Annotated in this window: 20 protein-coding genes and 2 pseudogenes; 13 read left to right on the top strand and 9 right to left on the bottom strand. The window is 71.1% G+C overall.

Features of this window, described 5'->3' with window-relative positions:
* Positions 1–99: 99 nt before the first annotated feature.
* Positions 100–1533 carry a mercury(II) reductase gene (gene merA, locus IO29_RS12555; protein WP_006143050.1) on the top strand — a complete coding sequence of 478 codons (1434 nt, stop codon included), beginning with the start codon at positions 100–102 and terminating at the stop codon, positions 1531–1533.
* A 2-nt stretch (positions 1534–1535) separates the two neighbouring features.
* Here merA (IO29_RS12555) and IO29_RS12550 read toward each other — a convergent pair whose 3' ends face one another.
* The 5 genes from IO29_RS12550 to IO29_RS12530 all read right to left on the bottom strand — a co-directional run bounded on the left by IO29_RS12550 (position 1536) and on the right by IO29_RS12530 (position 3883).
* Entirely contained in the window at positions 1536–1910 is a 375-nt protein-coding gene (locus tag IO29_RS12550) for a hypothetical protein (protein ID WP_063738086.1), read from the bottom strand.
* Between the two features lie 142 nt (positions 1911–2052).
* A complete protein-coding gene (locus tag IO29_RS12545; RefSeq protein WP_030379244.1) occupies positions 2053–2460 on the bottom strand; it encodes a MerR family DNA-binding protein in 408 nt (135 codons plus the stop codon).
* A 380-nt stretch (positions 2461–2840) separates the two neighbouring features.
* Positions 2841–3161 (bottom strand): hypothetical protein, encoded by a 321-nt coding sequence (locus IO29_RS38490; RefSeq protein WP_030379243.1) that lies wholly within the window; start codon positions 3159–3161, stop codon positions 2841–2843.
* Positions 3151–3474, bottom strand: a complete 324-nt coding sequence (locus tag IO29_RS38895) for a hypothetical protein (RefSeq protein ID WP_006143053.1) — start codon at positions 3472–3474, stop codon at positions 3151–3153. Before IO29_RS38895 ends, IO29_RS38490 begins: the two co-directional genes overlap by 11 nt.
* Entirely contained in the window at positions 3461–3883 is a 423-nt protein-coding gene (locus IO29_RS12530; protein ID WP_006143054.1) for an ArsR/SmtB family transcription factor, read from the bottom strand. Before IO29_RS12530 ends, IO29_RS38895 begins: the two co-directional genes overlap by 14 nt.
* Before the next feature lie 120 nt (positions 3884–4003).
* Here IO29_RS12530 and merA (IO29_RS12525) point away from each other — a divergent pair, with 120 nt between their 5' ends.
* From merA (IO29_RS12525) to IO29_RS12480, 10 genes are all read left to right on the top strand, one after another.
* On the top strand, positions 4004–5428 hold the full coding sequence (gene merA / locus IO29_RS12525) for a mercury(II) reductase (RefSeq protein WP_030379241.1): 1425 nt from the start codon (positions 4004–4006) through the stop codon (positions 5426–5428).
* A gap of 122 nt (positions 5429–5550) precedes the next feature.
* Positions 5551–5988 (top strand): hypothetical protein, encoded by a 438-nt coding sequence (locus IO29_RS12520; protein ID WP_006143056.1) that lies wholly within the window; start codon positions 5551–5553, stop codon positions 5986–5988.
* Positions 5989–6060: 72 nt separating this feature from the next.
* Positions 6061–6504, top strand: coding sequence for a MerR family transcriptional regulator (locus IO29_RS12515; protein ID WP_006143057.1), 444 nt, complete (start codon positions 6061–6063; stop codon positions 6502–6504).
* Between the two features lie 105 nt (positions 6505–6609).
* A complete protein-coding gene (merB, locus tag IO29_RS12510) occupies positions 6610–7257 on the top strand; it encodes an organomercurial lyase MerB (RefSeq protein ID WP_030379238.1) in 648 nt (215 codons plus the stop codon).
* 51 nt (positions 7258–7308) lie between these two features.
* Entirely contained in the window at positions 7309–7650 is a 342-nt protein-coding gene (locus tag IO29_RS12505) for a heavy metal-responsive transcriptional regulator (protein WP_006143059.1), read from the top strand.
* 146 nt (positions 7651–7796) lie between these two features.
* Positions 7797–8429, top strand: a complete 633-nt coding sequence (locus tag IO29_RS12500) for an MFS transporter (protein ID WP_033225330.1) — start codon at positions 7797–7799, stop codon at positions 8427–8429.
* Positions 8430–8542: 113 nt separating this feature from the next.
* Positions 8543–10030, top strand: coding sequence for an NUDIX domain-containing protein (locus IO29_RS12495; RefSeq protein ID WP_030379236.1), 1488 nt, complete (start codon positions 8543–8545; stop codon positions 10028–10030).
* The gene (locus IO29_RS12490; protein WP_078618220.1) at positions 10027–11295 is read left to right on the top strand and encodes a protein-L-isoaspartate O-methyltransferase family protein; all 1269 of its coding nucleotides are present in this window, start codon (positions 10027–10029) and stop codon (positions 11293–11295) included. The genes IO29_RS12495 and IO29_RS12490 overlap by 4 nt, the downstream gene beginning before the upstream one ends.
* Entirely contained in the window at positions 11292–12161 is an 870-nt protein-coding gene (locus IO29_RS12485; protein WP_030379234.1) for a class I SAM-dependent methyltransferase, read from the top strand. The genes IO29_RS12490 and IO29_RS12485 overlap by 4 nt, the downstream gene beginning before the upstream one ends.
* Positions 12158–13252: an NUDIX domain-containing protein gene (locus IO29_RS12480; protein WP_030379233.1), complete on the top strand. Its 1095-nt coding sequence runs from the start codon at positions 12158–12160 to the stop codon at positions 13250–13252. The genes IO29_RS12485 and IO29_RS12480 overlap by 4 nt, the downstream gene beginning before the upstream one ends.
* A gap of 374 nt (positions 13253–13626) precedes the next feature.
* Here IO29_RS12480 and IO29_RS36555 read toward each other — a convergent pair.
* Positions 13627–13743, bottom strand: a pseudogene (locus tag IO29_RS36555) (DUF5133 domain-containing protein); the annotation flags it as partial.
* A 478-nt stretch (positions 13744–14221) separates the two neighbouring features.
* Here IO29_RS36555 and IO29_RS12475 point away from each other — a divergent pair.
* A complete protein-coding gene (locus tag IO29_RS12475) occupies positions 14222–14674 on the top strand; it encodes an Hsp20/alpha crystallin family protein (RefSeq protein ID WP_030379232.1) in 453 nt (150 codons plus the stop codon).
* A 207-nt stretch (positions 14675–14881) separates the two neighbouring features.
* Here the strand turns inward: IO29_RS12475 and IO29_RS12470 are convergent, their stop codons facing one another.
* From IO29_RS12470 to IO29_RS12460, 3 genes and pseudogenes are all read right to left on the bottom strand, one after another.
* Positions 14882–15277: a DUF2267 domain-containing protein gene (locus IO29_RS12470; RefSeq protein WP_030379231.1), complete on the bottom strand. Its 396-nt coding sequence runs from the start codon at positions 15275–15277 to the stop codon at positions 14882–14884.
* 10 nt (positions 15278–15287) lie between these two features.
* Positions 15288–16712: pseudogene (locus IO29_RS12465) on the bottom strand (SpoIIE family protein phosphatase); the annotation flags it as partial.
* An 87-nt stretch (positions 16713–16799) separates the two neighbouring features.
* The gene (locus IO29_RS12460) at positions 16800–17246 is read right to left on the bottom strand and encodes an STAS domain-containing protein (protein ID WP_033225326.1); all 447 of its coding nucleotides are present in this window, start codon (positions 17244–17246) and stop codon (positions 16800–16802) included.
* A 220-nt stretch (positions 17247–17466) separates the two neighbouring features.
* Between IO29_RS12460 and IO29_RS12455 the strand changes: the two genes are divergently transcribed.
* On the top strand, positions 17467–18909 hold the full coding sequence (locus IO29_RS12455) for a lipase maturation factor family protein (RefSeq protein WP_030379228.1): 1443 nt from the start codon (positions 17467–17469) through the stop codon (positions 18907–18909).
* The last annotated feature ends 22 nt before the right edge of the window (positions 18910–18931 follow it).

Here is an 18931-nt window from a genome sequence, read left to right as displayed (position 1 = left end):
CGCTTGTCCGCATAGTATGGTGGCCGTCTGCCATTCGGCAAGCCGCATAGGAAACGGGTTCGGCGGGAGCGTCCGGCCCCCACTGAGGGAGGTAGTGCTGTGCTTCAGGCACACACCGGTTATGACCTGGCGATCATCGGTTCGGGAGGTGGCGCGTTCGCCGCGGCCATCGCCGCCCGCAGCAAGGGCAGGAGCGTGGTGATGGTCGAGCGCGGCACCACCGGCGGCACCTGCGTGAACGTCGGCTGTGTGCCGTCCAAGGCGCTGCTGGCCGCCGCCGAGGCCCGCCACGGCGCCCGCGCGGCCAGCCGGTTCCCCGGCCTGGAGGGCACCGAGCCCGCGGTCGACTTCCCCGCACTGATCGGCGGCAAGGACACGCTGGTGGAGCAGTTGCGGGCGGAGAAGTACACCGATCTGGCCGCCGAGTACGGCTGGCAGATCGTGCACGGCACCGCCACCTTCACGGCGAACGACGACGGCCCCGCCCTGGAGGTCGCGCTCAACGACGGCGGCACCGCCACCATCGAGGCCGCCCACTACGTGATCGCCACCGGCTCCGCCCCGTGGGCGCCGCCCATCGACGGACTGGTGGAGGCCGGCTACCTGACCTCCACCTCCGCCATGGAACTGGATGAGCTCCCCGAGCACCTGCTGGTGCTCGGCGGCGGCTACGTCGGCCTGGAGCAGGCCCAGCTCTTCGCCCGCCTCGGCAGCCGCGTCACCATCGCCGTCCGCTCCCGCCTGGCCTCCCAGGAAGAGCCGGAGATCTCCGCCGGCATCGAGGCCGTCTTCCGCGAGGAGGGCATCACCGTCCACACCCGCACCCAGGCCAGCGCCGTACACCGCGACGGCGACGGCATTCTCACCACCCTCACCGGCCCCGACGGCGAGCAGCAGATCCGCGCCAGCCACCTGCTGATCGCCACCGGACGCCGCCCGGTCACCGACGGCCTCGGCCTGGAGCGGGTGGGCGTGAAGACCGGCGAGCGCGGCGAAGTCGTCGTCGATGAGCACCTGCGCACCGGCAACCCCCGCATCTGGGCGGCCGGCGACGTCACCGGGCACCCCGACTTCGTGTACGTGGCCGCCGCCCACGGCACCCTGGTCGCCGACAATGCCCTGGACGGGGCGGAGCGCACCCTGGACTACACCGCGCTGCCGAAGGTCACCTTCACCAGCCCCGCCATCGCGTCGGTCGGGATGACCGACGCCCAGCTGGCCGAGGCCGGGATCGCCTGCCAGTGCCGCACCCTGCCGCTGGAGTACGTACCCCGCGCCCTGGCCAACCGCGACACCCGCGGCCTGGTCAAGCTCATAGCCGAACGCGGCACCGGAAAGCTGCTGGGCGCCCACGTCCTGGCCGACGGCGCGGGCGACATCATCACCGCCGCGACCTACGCCATCACCGCCGGACTGACCGTCGACCAGCTCGCCCACACCTGGCACCCCTACCTGACCATGGCCGAAGCCCTCAAACTGGCCGCCCAGACCTTCACCTCGGACGTCGCCAAGCTCTCCTGCTGCGCCGGCTGAACTCAGCCGGCGTCCCGCCCGCCCTGTCTGCGGAGATCCTGGCCGATAGCGCCCTCGCCATGGGCGCGGTGATCGGGCGGGGTGGGCTTCGGCAGGCGGTAGTCCCGACGGGCCGTCCGCCGACGCCGCACGAACAGCGCGGCAGTGATCAGCGTGGCCCCGGCCGTCAGCAACAGCCACGGCCAGGGGCCCAGCACGGCGGCGCCCGTGGCGGCCGTGCCCGCACCCGCCGCGGCCAGAGCGCCACAGCAGAGGCCGACCAGCGACAGCCCCGCGCCCAGCGTGGCGGCCAGGGCACCGAGACCGGCAAGGGTGACTTCCAGCAGTCTCCGAGCGGCCCGGCTCAGCACTATGCGCTGCCGGGCCGGTGTGGACAAGGCGGCGGCTGGCTTCGTTCACTTCAAGCGACAGCGTTTGTCCATCGGTTCGGGCGTCGGTTGGCGGTCGACAGCGGCCTGAATGTTCACGAGGAGAAATGACCTCACTGCATGGGGCAGCCCGCCGTCTGTGACAGCTCCCTCAAGCCTCTTCGATGATCGAGCAGACCGTGGAAGGCTCTCCGGTGGGGCGGTCGCCAGCGGCCTCGCGAGTCTCGGTGAGGGTCTGCCGCAGGGCCAAGAGATCAACGACGGTGGCATCGATCTCAGCAATGCGGGCGTCGAGGAGGTCACGGACGGCGTCGCAGGGCGGGGTGCCACCGCGGCGAATCTCCAACACTTCGCGGACGTCATCAAGGTGGAGTCCCAGAGCGCGGGCCTGGCGGATGAAGGTCAGCAGCTTGACATCGGCCAGAGTGTAGAGCCGGTAGCCGGCCATGCTGCGCTCTGCCTCAGGCAGCAGGCCCCTGGCCTCATAGACCCGGACCGCCTTGCGCGTGAGTCCTGCAGCGCGGGCAGTCTGCCCGATGGTCATGCCGTGCAACGCCATGATCGCTCCCTTCCTCCTCTCCAGTGTTGACCTTGCCCCAGGGGCCAGGTTCTAGCGTCGCTCGCGTAGGACAAAAACGCGAGAACAAGGAGGTGAGCGCGGTGCCATTCCGTGAGGGTGAGGTTTACCGCTGCCCGGACGAGAACTGTGGGTGCGAGCTGACGGTGACCAAGGGCGCCCCAGCGACCTGTGGTGGCCAGCAGAACCCGACCTGCTGCTGTGGGAAGAAGATGACCAGGGTCGGCCAGTAGCTCCTCAGGGTTGCCCCGGCTGGCGTTGCCTCCGGGGCAGCCCCGATGCCGTCCTGGCAAGCCCCCCGCTGCCTTCGAAACGATTCGTGAACAAAGCCAGGCGGCCATCGGTGGATTCCTCCCCGCGGTTCAGCAGCACCGCCTGCGGCGCCGGCCGGCCTGGCCGTGCGCGGATGCGGCGTCGCTGTGGACGCGGCGGCGCACGAGCACGGTGACGACGGCGGCGATGGCCAGGACGACCGCGGCGTCGACCACCCACGCGATAGACAAAACGGCGCCGATCCCGGCCAGGACAACGGCCGCGAGCAGGAACGGACCGGCACCGCGGACAGTCGACAGCAGCCGGACGAAGCCTGCGGCACCGCGGTCACCGGACCGTTGCAGCTGACGGCGTGAGGGCTGGGGAGGGGCATACATAACGGTCTCCTCGGGGTCGGAATCAGCGGTCATGCGGGCCGCCTCGCTGCTGTGGTGCCCGGCGTCGCCTTGCGGCGCTGCCGGAGGCGCCCCCGGGCGGGCAGCAGTCGTCGCGGCGGGCGCGGCGGCGTACGAGGACGGTGACGGCCGCGACGGCCAGGACCACGGCTGCGGCGATCACCCACGGATTGGCGAGCCAGGCGCCGATCCCGGCGAGGGCACCGGACAGGACCAGGACGGGACCCGCACAGCAGACGATCATCAGCAGGACGATCCCGATGCCCGGGGCAGCGCCCGTGGCGGGCCGGTCCTGTTCGCGGCGTGGGGGCTGGTCAGAGGTCGGCATGGCGATTCCTTCCGAGAGTCGGTCCCGGCTGGGCGCGATCACCAGAGCAGCGGTCCGGGACGCCGTCGTGGTCCGCGGCGACGGCGCGGGCGAGGACGACCAGGTCCGCCACCCGGGGGTCGCCGACGCGGTAGCGCAGCCTCCTTCCGTCCCGGTGGCCGGTCACATACCCGCAGGCCGTCAGACAGGCCAGATGGACCGAGACCCGCGACTGGGATACCCCTGCATATCCGACGCACTCGGCACAGGTGCGCTCCCCGCGAAGGATGAACTCCAGCAGCTTCAGCCGGGTGGGGTCCGCAAGCGCGCGGAAGAACCGGGCCACGGTGTCGGTGTGCGAACACCCGGCGTCGGCCTGGCGGGCGGACGCTGCGGCCTCAGTGCGGACCAGAACAGGTGCGGAGCCCATGACAGCCCCTCTCCCACATGCATCTATTCGCCTACTCGAATAGTATGGCGGGGTTCGGGTATTCGGCAAGGCATATAGAAAGCGGGCCGGTACCCGTTCCATCCAAGGGAGGTGGTGGCTGTGAGCACGCAGCGCAGCCGGTTCGATCTGGCGGTCATCGGCTCGGGCGGGGCAGCGTTCGCCGCCGCGATCGCCGCACGGAACAAGGGCAAAAGCGTGGTGATGGTCGAGCGCGGCACCACCGGCGGCACCTGTGTGAACACCGGATGCGTGCCCTCCAAGGCGCTGCTGGCCGCCGCCGAGGCCCGCCATGTGGCCCTCGCCCAGCCGTTCCCCGGTATCCGCACCGAAGCGGGCCCGGTGGACTTCCCCGCCCTGATCAGCGGCAAGCAGGCCATGGTGGAGGCGATGCGGGCGGACAAGTACGAGGACCTGGCCACCGAGTACGACTGGCCGATCCTGGCCGGCACCGCCCGCTTCGCCCCCGGACCCGAACTGGAAGTCGCCCTGGGCGACGGCGGCACCACCACCATCGAGGCCGCCCACTACGTCATCGCGACCGGCTCCGCCCCGTGGGCACCGCCCATCGACGGACTGGACGAGGCAGGCTACCTGACCTCCACCACCGCCATGGAACTCGACCGCCTGCCCGAGTCGATGCTCGTGGTGGGTGGCAACGCCATCGGCCTGGAGCAGGGCCAGCTCTTCGCCCGGCTCGGCACCCAGGTCACCGTCGTCGAGGCGCTGGACCGGCTCGCCCCGTTCGAGGAGCCCGAGGTCTCCGCGATGATCGAGGACGTCTTCACCGGCGAGGGCATCAGCGTGCACACCGGCGTCACCATCACCGCCGTGCGCCGCGACACCGGCGGCTACAGGCTCACCGCCGCCCGCGCGGGCGACGTCTTCGAACGGAAGGCGGAGCAGTTGCTGGTCGCCACCGGCCGCCGCCCGGTCACCGACGGCCTCGGCCTTCAGACGGTGGGGGTCAAGACCGGGGAGCGCGGCGAGATCGTCGTGGACGAGCACCTGCGCACCGGCAACGAACGGATCTGGGCGGCCGGGGACGTGACCGGGCATCCGCAGTTCGTCTATGTCGCCGGGGCCCACGGCACGCTGGTCGCCGACAACGCCCTGGACGGGGCCGAGCGCACCCTGGACTACCACCACCTGCCGCGGGTCACCTTCACCAGCCCGGCCATCGCCGCCGCCGGTCTCACCGACGCCCAAGTCATCGCGCAGGGCATGGCATGCGACTACCGCGTCCTGCCCCTGGAGTACGTACCCCGGGCACTGGTCAACCGCGACACCCGCGGCCTGATCAAACTCGTCGCCGAACGTGGTACCGGGCGGCTGCTCGGCGCCCATGTCATCGCCGAGAGCGCCGGTGATGTGATCGCCACCGCCGTCTACGCGCTGGCGAACCGGATGACGGTGCACCAGATGGCCGACCTGTGGTGCCCGTACCTGACCATGGCCGAGGGCCTCAAGCTCGCCGCCCAGACCTACACCCGGGACGTGAGCAAACTGTCCTGCTGCGCCTCCTGACCCACCACCGCACAGCGATCCGCACCCCTGGGAGTGAGGTACCGCGAAGATGAAGAAAGACCACGGACCTGCTCGAGGACCTCGCCATCGCGCCGGTGGCCGGCGGGCTGGCCACCAAGGCTATGGAGCCGGTGAGCACCACGCTCTACCAGCTCGAATCCGAACCAGACCGGGCCCGCGAGGACGCCGCCCGGCCCGGCCCGCCGTACCGGATCGCCGCCGACAAGACCCTGCGCCTGCTCGGCATCCACCCCGGCGACCGCGCCCTGGACCGGGCCGGGCTGGCCTTCCACTACGGACTGGCGATCAGCTGGGCACCGGTCTACGCCCTGCTGCGCCGCACCACCGGCCTGAGCCCCGTCGCGGCCGGGCTGGCCTCGGGCGCGGCCATGTCGCTGATCGTGGACGAGGGCATCACCCCGCTGGCCGGATTCTCCGCCCCCAACCGGGTCTACCCCGCCGCCACGCACCTGCGCGGCCTCGCCGCCCACCTCGTCTACGGGCTGGCCGTGGCCGCCGTCACCGAGACCGCCTGGGCCCTGCGCCACCGGCGGCCGTGACGCCTCCTCCGCCCCGACAATCATCGGCATGGCCACCACCCGACACTCACCGCAAGAAACCCGGAGGTTCCTGTGACCGGCGAGCGGCCCGCACGGCCGATGACCATCGGCGAACTGTCCCGGCGCACCCACGTGACTGTCAAGGCACTGCGCGCCTACACCGACTGGGGCCTGATCTACACTGCGGGCCGCAGCCCGGCCAACTACCGCCTGTACGACTCCGACGCCCTGTGGTGCGTACGGCTGATCGGCGAACTGCGCAGCCTCGGCCTCACCCTGGCCGAGATCCGCGACCTCCTCAGCACCTACGCGGAAACCGGCGACCGGGCCCTCGGCCCCTCGCTGGCCGAACGCCTGCGCACCGCCCGGGCGCGCATCGAGACCAGGATCGCGGACCTGGAGAAGACACGGCGCCGCATCGACGCCTTCGAAGCCGCCCACCAGGCCGAACTCGCCGAAGGCAGCGGAACCGGCCTGTGGGCGGATGATCCGAGGCAGTGCGCCCAGTGCACTTGACTCTGTCCCCGGGGGCAGACCCTACGGTCGACCAGGCACCCCCTCCGGACGCGCGGCGGCCGACCGCCCGCCACCTTCGCAAAGCGACGACAAGGAATCCCGACCATGGACACCTCCGCCCAGAAGCTCGCCGACCGCCTGACCGCCGCCCTGGGCGGCGGCGAAAACGTCACCGGCCAGCCCTGGCTGTGGCGCCCGCTGCTCCAGCTCCTGGCCACCGGCCGGCCCGTCACCACCGGCCAGCTCGCCACCGCCACCAGCCACACCGAAGACGACGTCCGCCACGCCCTGGCCGCCATGCCCGACACCGAGTACGACGAGACCGGCCGCATCATCGGCAGCGGCCTGACCCAGCGCCCCACCCCCCACCGCTTCGAAGTCGACGGCAAGCAGCTGTACACCTGGTGTGCCCTGGACACCCTCGTCTTCCCAGCCGTCCTCGGCCGCACCGCCCACGTCGAATCCCCCTGCCACGCCACCGGCACCCCGATCAGGCTCACCGCAGCCCCCGACGGCGTTACCGGCCTCACCCCGGCCGACGCCGTCGTCTCGATCGTCACCCCCGACGACCTGACCTCCGTACGCTCGGCCTTCTGCAACCACGTCCACTTCTTCGCCAACCCAGCCGCCGCCCAGGACTGGCTCACCGACCACCCCGGCATGACCGTCCTGCCCGTCGCCGACGCCTACCAGCTCGGCCGCCCCCTCACCCAAAACCTCCTCGACGGGACGACCCCGGAGTCCTGCTGCTGAATCGCGCCCAGCCTTGACCTTCTACCCTGCTGGAAGGTCAAGGCTGGAAACATGCGCATCAGCACCCTCGCCACGGTCACCGGCCTGACCGCCAAGACCATTCGCTACTACGAGCAGAGCGGACTGCTGCCCGCACCGCCCCGGACTGCGGGCGGTTACCGCGACTACCCGCCCGAGGCCCAGCCCCGGCTCACCTTCATCCGCGACGCCCAAGCCGCCGGACTCACCCTCGCCGAGATCCGCGGCGTACTCGCCCTGCGCGACAGCGGCCAAGCCCCCTGTCCCCACGCCGCCGCACTCATCGAGGCCCACCTGCGCCACATCGACGAACGCATCACCGCCCTCGCCCGCACCCAAGCCGCGCTACGCCAACTCACAGCCCGAGGCGCCTGATCGACCCCAGGCGCGCCTCGGAATCCGCTACAGTGTGGCGTTCGTCACGAGGAGTGCTGGAGATAGCGACACGGTGAACCGTTCGAATGCGACACCGGCCAGGTCTTCGTCCCCCATGTAAAGCGACACGACCTGCGGGGGACACAGTGTCTGCGGAAACAAACCTGCTCCGGTCCCTCGCCATGGGCGCGACCGCCTTCGGCGTGGTGCTGGGCATCGGAGCTCTGGGCGCGGCGGCCGGCGCTCTGGCCGCCCCCTCGCTCGCGGCGCGGTACGGGCCCGGGCCGATGATGCTCGCCGCCCTCGCGATCACCCCGCTCACCCAGATCCCGTTGCTCCTCGCCTCCCCGGGCCTGAGCTGGCAGTTCGCCATCGGTGGTGCGCTGTTTCTTCAGCTGGCCTGTGCCGCGGCCGCGGGGACGACCCAGCGCACCATTCGCCAGGTCGTCACCGCCGACGGCATGCAGGCCCGGATGCAGGCCGTGAGTACCTGGCTCACCTCCGGTGCACGGCCCGTAGCCGCGCTCCTCGCTGGCGGGCTCGGCACCTGGATCGGCGTGCGCCCCACCCTGGTCGCCGGCGCCTGCCTCCTCCTCGTCCCCCTCGTGGTTCTCTACCGCTCCCCGCTGCGCAGTCTGCTGGACATGCCCAGCTCGCCCGCCGTGCCTTCTCCTTCAGCCGAGGCCGTCACACCTCCGACGCCGTCGGGGCCGATCGCCCCCCATCCCGCAGTCGCCGTGGATGTGCGGCACGACCGCTCCTTGGAAGGTGGCCCGTGAGCATCCACCTGCACACGGCCCCCGGCCCGGAGCCGTCATCGGCGGATCCGCCGCCAGGCGCGCCCCTCCCTCCCAGCCCGTACATTCCGTCCGCCACGTCCCGAGGTGATCACGTGCCACCCTCCCGCTCTGATATCCGCGCGACCATCGAGACCTACCTCAGCCGGCATCCCGAGGAACGAGACTCCCTGGAAAGGTTGTTGTCTGTCCTCGACGCCGCCGAGGAGCCGTCCAGCCGCGCCATGCTGCCCGGACACGTGACCTGCAGCGCCGTGGTCATCGACCGCGACCGCCGGGTGCTCCACATCGGCCATCGGGTGACAGGGCTGCTCCTTTGCCCTGGCGGCCACGTTGAGGCGGGTGACCGTACGCTCCTGGCCGCGGCCGTGCGCGAGGTGTGCGAAGAGGCCGGATTGCGCCCCGGTGACCTGTGCCTGACCCCGCAGTTTCTCGACGAGCCGATCGATGTGGATGTGCATTACATTGATGCCAACCCGGCCAAGGGCGAGCCGGCTCACCAGCACTTCGATGTCCGCTTCGCGTTCTACCTCACCGGCGAGCAACCGCCTGCGCTCGATCTGCAGGACGAGGAAGTCGCCGGGGCTCGGTGGCTCCCGTACGCCGACGTGCGGTCCCCGACGCTGCGGGCCAAGCTCCTGGCCGCCGAGGCGGACGGCCTCGACGGGTGCCCGGAGCCCGTCAGCGCCAACGCCCTGATCCATGACGGAGCCGGCCGGTACCTCCTTCATCTACGAGATGACCGGGAAGGCATGTGGGAGCCCTGGGTGCTGGCCCTCGTGGGAGGCAAGCGGTCGCGGGACGATGCCAGCCTCGAGGCGACACTACGACGTGAGCTAGCCGAGGAGGTGCCGGGTCTGGCGCCCACGGAACTGGTGCCGTTTGCCGTCCAGGAGGCGACGAGCGTTGACGGCCTGGCGGTGCCCATCAGCGTCTATGCCGGGCGCTGGAGTGGGGATGCAGGGGCGGTGGATCTCCGCGAAGGTGTCCTGCTGGGGTGGTGCACTGTGGACATGCTCGACCGGCTACGCCTGAGTCCCGGTCTCGGGGAGCTGATCCGGCGCCACGCGGCCGAGCACCCCGCGGCCGAGGGACCGCCGGACGACACCTATCCGCTGCCCGACGAGGCCCCGCCGGGGACCGAGCTGCACATCGTTGGGGTCCACCTCCATCTCCAGGACGACCAGGGTCGGATCCTCCTCGGCCGGCGCCACCCTGATTCCGCCTTCGCGCCGGACACCTGGCACTTCCTGGCCGGCCACTGCGAGCGGGAAGCCGCGATCGACTGCCTGATCCGGGAGGCGAAAGAGGAAGCAGGCCTCACCATCGCGTCCGAGGACGTCGACCTCGTCCACACGGTGCACCACGTCGACTCCCCCAACGTGCGGCCCAGGATCGCGCTCGTCTTCCAGGCCCGGTCCTGGACCGGCGACCCGGAGGTCCTGGAGCCCGACCGGTGCGTGGAGTGGCGTTGGTGGGAGCCGCAGGACCTTCCGGCCGCGGTCGTGCCGTACACCCGAAGGGCGATCGACGCAATCCTCCGGGGGCGCCCGTACTCCGAGCAGGGCTGGGGCGAGCGATGAGCACTCTGGACACCTGTCCCGCCGCCGGGCCGGTCGGCGGGGCCACGCCGACGGGTGCGGAAGCGGGTCCGGCAGCCGCGCGGGCGGCGATGGTCGCCCGGCTCGAGGAGGAAGGGTCTTTGCGGCCGGGCCCGGTCCGCGACGCCCTCCTCGTGCTGCCCCGCGAAGTGCTGATGCCGCAGGCGTACGTACGGCGCAGCGGCCCGGACGAGGAACCGCCGCGCTGGGATCTGCTGGACTGGGCGACGCCGCAGGACCGCCGCGAGCTGCTCGGGCTGCTGTACGGCGGGGGCAGTGTGCTCGTCCAGCACGACGGGGAGCCGCTGCTGGGCCGGGCACGCGGGAGTCGGTCGGGGGCGTCGATCACGTCGATGTCGACGGTGATGAGCCTGTCCGCCTCGCTACTGGAAGAGCTGGATCTGCGCCCGGGTCTGCGCGTGCTGGACGTCGGGACGGGCGCGGGGGTGACCGCCGCGGTGGCCTGCCAAGTCTGTGGCGACCGGGGGGTGACGACCCTCGACCGGGACCGGCACCTCACCGACGCGGCCGCTGCCCGGCTGGCCGACCTCGGCTTCCGGCCGCAGGTGGGGTGCGGATCGGGCGAACAGGGTGTGCCGGGCCGGGAGTTCGACCGGCTCTTCGTGTCGTACACGGTGGAGCGCGTGCCGACGGCCCTGGTCGAGCAGCTCGCGCCCGACGGCAAGCTGCTGGCGCACGTGACCAGCGCGTCCCCGTCGTGGCCCGGCCTCGCTGTCGTCGAACGCACCGTCGACGGGCGGATCACGGCAGAGCTGCGGGCCGTGGAGTTCGCCCACCGTGCCGGGCACGGCATGGCGCGGATCTGGCTCAACGAGGAGCTTCGGCAGCGCATGGCCACCGAGCCCGGCACATGGACCCAGCGGAGCAAGCTGGCGCCGCCCGCGGACAGCGACCGCGGATTCTGGCTGGCGGCCGACCATCTCCTCGGAGGCGGTCTGGTGCGGGACTTCGGGTCTGAGCACCTGGCGATCGGCGCACCTGGCTGCGGATCCTGGATGCGCGCGGAGCCGGTGGGCCACCGGCGCTGGAGCGTCACCGTCCAAGGGCCGCGGGACATCTGGAAAGAGATCCAGGACCTCGCCGACCGGTGGCGGGCCGCACGCTCCCCCGACCGCTACCGCCTCTACTTCGACGCGGACGGCGGGCAGCGCGCGGCGTCCGAATGCGGACGCCTGTCCTGGCACCTATCCGCCCCCCACCCGCGCGATGAGGGAGCCACCCCGTGACCTACCCCGACGGGCCCCTTCCGGGCCTTGCACCGGAGCAGGAGACCATGTTCGAGGGCGCGGCGTTGACCTACGCCCGCCACCGCCCCGGCCTGCCCGAGGCGACGGTGCGCCTGCTCGCCGACACGCTGCGGGGCCGGCCGTCCCCGGTGCTGCTCGACCTGGGCACCGGAACCGGGCAGGTGCCCCTCGCGCTCCTGTCCGCCGGCGCTGACCTGACGCACATCGAAGCGGTCGACGTCAGCCCGCAGATGCTGCATCAGGCCAGGCAAGCCCTCACCCCCACGCTCGGCCACTGCACCCTCACCCTGGTCCACGCGGCGGCCGACGCCTACGAGCCGCTCGCGACGCTGCCCGGCGAACCGGACTCCGGCCCGGACCTGATCACCTTCTGCCGGTCCTACCACTGGATGAACGGCCCTGCGGTCCTGGAGATGGCCGACCGGGTCGCCACACCGGGCGCCGCAGTAGCGATCATGGGCGACGGGAGCCTGTGGACCCACGACGCCGACTGGACCCGTGCGCTGCGCGAATTGATCCAGCGCTACCTGGGCGCCGAGCGCCGGGCGGGCGCCCGCCGTGCCTACGCCGAGCCCCGCCGCTCGTACGAGGAGGACCTCGCCGACTCGGCCTTCAAAGACGTCACCGAGCACCTGTACCCGGTGACCCGCGCCTGGGCGCCGCACGAGGTGCTCGGCTACCTGCGCACCACGTCGTTCGCCGCTCCCGAGCTCTTCGCAGAGCGGCACCAGGCGTTCGAGGACGAAGCCCTCGCCCTTCTCCACGCGCACGCGGTGGACGGATCTCTGGTCGAGGAAGCGACGTTCAGGGTTCTGCTCGCCCGGCGTCCGAAGGGAGCGCGATGAGCAGCGAGCAGCGGCACACCGAGCCGGTGGACGTCCACCTGATCCTGCGCCGGGAGACCGCCGACGGGCCGCAGGTTCTGCTGTCCCGGCGGGCCGGGCAGGTGTACGCCGCCGGCCTGTGGCACCTACCGTCGGGGCACCTGGACGGCCCGCACGAGGACGTGGTCACCGCCCTGATCCGCGAGGCACGGGAGGAGACCGGTGTCGTCATCGACCCGGCCGACGTGCGGGCCGCCGTGACCGTGCACCACCGCAGCCCAGCAGGCGCCAGTCGTACCGGGCACTTCTTCGAGGTCCGGCGGTGGAAGGGCGAGCCGGAGATTGCCGAACCGGACGTCTGCGACGCGATGGACTGGGCACCCCTTACCGCCCTGCCCGCTCCAATGGTGGCGTACTGCCGTGCGGGCCTGGACGCCTACAGCGTTGGCGCGCGGCTCGCCCTGCACTTCCAACTGCCCGGCGACAGCATCGCCTTCGACCCCGGTGCCGACCGGCTGCTCATCGTGCCGGACGTGACCGGCCAGACATCTGCCGCCCGTCCCGACGCCGCGGTCGTGGAGTTCGCAGAGCGGGCGGTCGGCCGGATCGCGCAGTGGACGGATACGTCGTGGGCGCGCGAGGAGAGCCGGGTGTGGCGGGTCCACGGCGTCCAGGGCGGCACCTGGTATGTGAAGGTGCACCAGAGCGAGCGGTTCCACGGCAGGGAAGTGCGGGGGCTACGGACGTGGGCACCGGGGCTGGGGGCGGCCGCCCCCCGGCTGATCGCCGCCGACGAGACCCTGCGGGCGGTGGTCCTCACCGCGGTGCCGGGCCGCCCGCTGCACGGCGCCGTCCTTGCCCCGGAGCGGGAGAGGAAGGTCTTCCACCGGATCGGGGCGCTGGCCCGCCGCATCCACCAGTCCTCTCCCCCACGGCCCGCTCCCGCCGGCAGCGGCCCGGCCGTGGCCAAGGCCGACCGGCACCTGGCCGGGGCGCGGTCTCATCTGCTGCCGGGTGATGAGGAGTTCGTCCGCGAGCTCGTCCGGCAGGCCGAAAACCTGCCACCACTGGAGTGGGTGGAGACCCACGGAGATTTCCAGCGGCTTCACTAGGCAAGTCGTTTGTCGGAAGCGCAGTTGTCGGGGTCTTCGTGCGTTGAGTGCCCCAAATGCAGTGTCACCACACGGCGGGGCAGTGCAGTGATGGTTCGGGGGTACACGCGTTCTGTACAGTCGGAACGCTCAGGAAGAGGGCGGTGGGCAATGGACGCGGCTGCCCAACACGAAGGCCACCCTCATGTAGCCCTCCAGCCGCTGGTAACTGTGTCGGCGGCGTACGAGGGCAGCGCCACCGACATCGCCGCCGGACACCTCGCCCGAGGCTTCCTGGCCCGTGGGCAGGCCGATCACGGTCTTCCGATCCGTCCCCAGGACCTCGACTCGTGCGAGGCACGGCGCTCGCGTCAAAACCGGCTGAGAAGGTCTGGTCAGTGCCGGAGAGGCTGGTGGCGGACCAGGGAGTCGGCCAGCTGGCGGCGCGCCACGTACAGGGCGGTGTCCACCTGTCGGGTCCCCGTGAGCACGCACAGTGTGTACGTCACCTCCTCAAGCTCTCGTGCGGTTTGCGGGTCACTGTCGGCGGCCGAGCGCCGTCTGAGTCTTTCGCATCGTAACCAGCTCCCGCAGAAGCGAAGGCATGGTGAACGCCTCCTTCGTGCCCCCCTCCACCTCTACGGTTCCAGCCGGCGGCACCTGCGGCACCCGGGAGGCTTGGTGCGCCACGAGCGGGCGCCGTCACTCCGTATCCTTTGCCGCGGCCCGGTCCGGGTCGACTTGCGGCCACGACAAGGCAGGACCAGCAGTTCCCGCTCGGAGCCACTCCCGCAAGCAGCACCGTCTGCCTCGTTCCAGGCCGCCGCGCCATGGATTGCTGCGCCCGCATCGAGCACCCGGGCACGCGGGAATATGGACGGTAATGGCGAGGTTATGGGTAGTGGAGGTCCCGGTCAGGGGGACTTCCGGAACGCGAGCAGGCCGTGACGTGTGACCGGCCTGGAGCCTTTCGGAAGGAGATGATCGGAAATGGCGCTTCCTGTGCGACGTGAGCAGAGCCGTCCGGCGTGGGACCCGTTCAGGGAGTTCCAGGACCTGTACGAGCGCATGGGGCGGCTGTGGCAGTCGGCGGTTCCCGGTGGCGGCGGTCTGGCCGGTGAGGCGTGGGCGCCACTGGCCGATCTGGAGGAGACCGACGACGCCTACCTCCTCGAGGTCGATCTGCCCGGTGTGAAGAAGGACGACATCACCGTCGAGCTGAACGCCGGCGAGCTGTCGGTGCACGGCGAGATCAAGGAGAAGGAACGCACCGGTGTTCTGCGCCACCGCACCCGGCGCACCGGCCAGTTCGACTACCGGGTGACGCTTCCGCAGGACACCGACGAAGAGCACGTCACCGCCGAGCTGACCGACGGCGTGCTGACCGTCAAGGTCCCCAAGGCCGAGAAGGCCAAGCCCCGGCGCATCGAGATCACCGGCTGACGACCGTGTCGGTACGCAGCGACCCGAGCCCGCCCGCGGTGGTGGGCTCGGCGTTTTTGGGTGCCACCTCGCCCACCGGCCCGCGGCCAGGGTGGTTACGGCAGGGTCAATCATGCGCGTCAGCCGGCCGCAGGCCAGTGCGGTCGGCAGCCAGGTGACGTCACTCGGCACCCCTTTTCTCACGGCGCGATTGATGACCGGTGGTGGTCAGCTCGGTCGCGGGTGTCCGAAGAGCAGGTCGTAGCCGGGCGGGACCTGGAGGAGGATGTGGTTCATCAGGTCCTGGCCCGCGATGTCGGCCACGACGCTGAGTACGGCGCTGACGGCCCATGTGGCGGTCTTCTCCGTGGCGCCTTCGATCCAGGCTGCGGTCGCCCGGATGAACCTCTCGGGGGGCAGGGGTTCATGTGCTTGGAGTGGGTTGAGCAGGACGTAGGCCAGAGTTTCGGGGAGCCGGGCGGCCAGTTCGGCGCGGACCTCGCCCGCCAGGTGAGCGCCCAGCAGGGCCAGCACGACCCGGGAGGCTCGTTCCGCCTCCTTCTGTGAAGGGTATTCGCCGCGTTCTTGGACTGCGGCGATGAAGGCGTCCCAGTCGAGTCGCATGCTCTCCTCCCTAGGCGGGCACTGGCGGATGCCTGCTGGGGTCAGGGGCGGTGGTGGCGTGCAGCGGATGTTCTTGTTCGGTCCAGATGGTCTTTCCGTTGGGTGTGTGGCGGGTGCCCCACCGGTCGGAGAGCTGTCCGACGAGCAGCAGGCCCCGGCCGCCTTCGTCCAGGGTGTGGGCGCGGCGCGGGTGGGGGGAGGTGCTGCTGGCGTCGGAGACCTCGCAGATCAGGCTGCCGTCGTGGATCAGGCGCAGCTCGATGGGTGCGCGGGCGTGGCGGATGGCGTTGGTGACCAGTTCGCTGACGAGCAGTTCGGTGGTGGGCACCGCATCGGACAGCCCCCACCGCCTGAGCTGGGCTGCGGCCTGGCGGCGGGCCTGTGCGACGGCGGCCGGGTCGGCGGGCACCTTCCAGGAGGCGACGTGCGCGGCGTCCAGCGCGTGGGTGCGGGCGATGAGGAGCGCCACGTCGTCGGCGTGGCCGTCGGGCAGCAGGGTCTGCAGGACGGTGTCACACAGGGCGTCCAGAGAGGGCGCCGGCTGGGCGAGCGCCTCGCGCAGGGCCTTCATGCCGGCGTCGATGTCGCGGTCGCGGGCTTCGATCAGGCCGTCGCTGTACAGCGCGAGCAGGCTGCCTTCCGGCAGGGTGATGTCGACGGCGTCGAAGGGTGCGCCGCCCACCCCCAGTGGCGGTCCCGGTTCGACGTCGACGAAGGAGACGGTGCCATCCGGGGCGATGACGGCGGGTGGCGGGTGGCCGGCGCTGGCCAGGGTGCAGTGGCAGGTGACCGGGTCGTACACGGCGTACAGGCAGGTGGCGCCGATCTCCCCGGCCATCTCGGTGCCGTCCCTGACTTCGTCGAGGATGAGGTCGTCGAGGTCGGACAGCAGCTCGTCCGGGGGCAGGTCGACATCGGCCAGGGTGCGCACGGCCGTGCGGAGCCGTCCCATGGCCGCGGAGGCGTTCAGGCCGTGGCCGACGACGTCGCCGACGACCAGTGCCATCCGTGCGCCGGACAGGGCGATGACGTCGAACCAGTCCCCGCCGACGCCGGCGTGGGGATCGGCGGGCAGGTAGCGGGCGGCTGTCTGAAGCGCCTCTTGGGCGGGGAAGTGGTGCTGCAGCAGGCTGCGCTGCAGCGCGAGGGCGGCTCCGTCGCTCTCCTGGGGCACGGATGCCTGCAGGTGCCACTGCACTTCGCCCTTGCCGTTCAGCAGCGGGCAGGCTCGTAGTTCGGCCTCGATGGTGCGGCCGGCCTGGTCGCGCAGCAGGACGCGGCCGATCCATGCCTGGCGGTCGGCCAGGTGCCGTCGTGCGGAGTCGGGCAGCCCGTCCGCAAGAAGCTCGACGGCTGCGCGGCCCACGATGTCCTCGGGGCTGTAGCCCAGCAGGGCCTGGGCGCCGGGGCTCCAGGCGGTGACCGTTCCTCGGGCGTCGACGGCGGCGGCCGCCAGCTCGGTGGCTGGGACGAAACCGTCCCCGCTGCTCGGGCGGAATCCGGCGTACCTGATCACCTGCTCTCACCCCCTGCCGTCCGCTTCGCGCTGGTCGCGGTTGCCGCCTGATGCGGGAGCCACCGTGCCCGACAGCCTGGCCGCCGGCGTGAGGGAAGAGGGCAGCGCCTCAGCCACGGTCGCGTACACCGGTACGGCCCGGCGCAGGCCGGTGACGTCGAGCACGTGCAGCAACGGTCCTTCCGGGCACACCAGGTGGAGCTGGCCGCCGTAGCGGGCGGCACGAAGGTGTGCACCGAACAGGGCGCCGAGCCCCATTGCGTCGTAGGTGGTCACGCGGGAGACGTCGATGACGAGCCTGGAAGGGTCGCTGCCGGGCATCGAGGTCACGAGCGTCAGATAGGCGCGCAGCTGTGCCCGCGTGGTCATGGACAGCTCTCCGGCCGCGTTCACGATCAGCCAGCCCCGCTCGGGGCGCCAGGACAGGGAAAGGGAGGCGTCACGCCGATCCACTCTGACCACCCCTTTCCGCAGTCCGGGCAGACCTCAGTGGTACGACCAGCGCCTCCCAGTGGACGCTGGCCGGGCCGGCCGCCCGGCCCTCCTCTCACATCACCACCAAGTCGGAGCAATCTAGACATTTGCGATAATTAGATAGGCCACGAACGGGGTAAATGTCAAGCTGACGAGAAGAGGGTGTTGACGCCAGGCGGATGTGCGGAGGCATGCCGTCATGGACTGGTTCACGGACCCTGACTACTGGCTGGGCCGGATGCTTTTCCAGCGCGGCCTGGCCGTGCTGTACTGCGTCGCGTTCATCAGCTCCGCCCTGCAGTTCCGCGGGCTGATCGGGGAGCGGGGGCTGCTGCCGGTGCCGCGCTTCACCGCGCAGGTGCCGTTCAGGCGGGCTCCGAGCATCTTCCAGCTGCACTACTCGGACCGTTTCTTCGCCGCCATGGCCTGGACGGGCGCAGCGGGATCCGCCGCGGTGGCGGCGGGGGCGGCGGACCGGGTGCCGCTGTGGGCGGCAATGGTGATGTGGGCGCTGCTGTGGGTGCTGTACCTGTCCATCGTCAACGTCGGGCAGACCTGGTACGGCTTCATGTGGGAGTCGCTGCTGCTGGAGGCCGGCTTCCTGGCGATCTTCCTCGGCAACGACGACGTCGCGCCGCCCGTGCTGGTGCGATGGCTGCTGATCTGGCTGCTGTTCCGGCTTGAGTTCGGCGCCGGGCTGATCAAGCTGCGCGGCGATTCCTGCTGGCGGGATCTGACGTGCCTGTACTACCACCACGAGACCCAGCCGCTGCCCGGCCCGCTCAGCTGGTTCTTCCACCACCTCCCCAGGCCCGTTCACCGCGTGGAGGCGGCGGCCAACCACGTCGCACAACTCCTCGTGCCGTTCGCCCTGTTCGCTCCGCAGCCGGCGTCAAGCATCGCCGCCGGCCTGGTGATCATCACGCAGCTGTGGCTGGTCGCGTCCGGCAACTTCGCCTGGCTGAACTGGCTGACGATCGTGCTGGCGCTGTCCGCGATCGGCGGCTCGCAGGTCACCGACGCGCTGGGTCTGGCGCCTGCGCCGCGTTTCGCCGCCGCACCGGTGTGGTTCGAGGGCCTCGTGCTGGCTGTCACCGCCCTGGTCGGCGTGCTCAGCTACTGGCCGGTGCGTAACCTGCTCTCCCGCCGCCAGGTCATGAACGCCTCCTTCACTCCGCTGCACCTGGTCAACACCTACGGCGCGTTCGGCAGCGTGGGTCGTACCCGGTACGAGCTGATCGTCGAGGGCACCGACGAGCCGGAGATCACCGAAGAGACCGCGTGGAAGGAGTACGTCTTCAAGGGCAAGCCGGGCGGCATGCGGCGGCTTCCGCCGCAGGTGGCCCCGTACCACCTCAGGCTGGACTGGCTGATGTGGTTCGCCGCGCTCTCCCCTGTGTACGCGGCCGGCTGGCTCCCCGCCTTGCTCCTCGCCCTCCTGGAGAACAACCCGGCCGTCCTGAGTTTGCTGCGCCGCAATCCCTTCCCCACCTCGCCGCCCGCTTTCGTCCGGATCTGCCGGTACGAGTACCGGTTCACCAGCTGGTCGGAACTGCGCGCGACCGGTGCCTGGTGGAGCCGCACCTTCCTCGGCGAGTACGTGCCGGCCGTCGCCAAGCGTGAACAGGTATCCAGCGCATGAGGCCCTGGTTGCGCGGACAGGA

The organism is Streptomyces sp. NRRL F-6676 (assembly GCF_000725625.1).
Taxonomy (GTDB): Bacteria; Actinomycetota; Actinomycetes; order Streptomycetales; family Streptomycetaceae; genus Streptomyces.
This window is presented reverse-complemented; position numbering and strand designations above follow the sequence as displayed.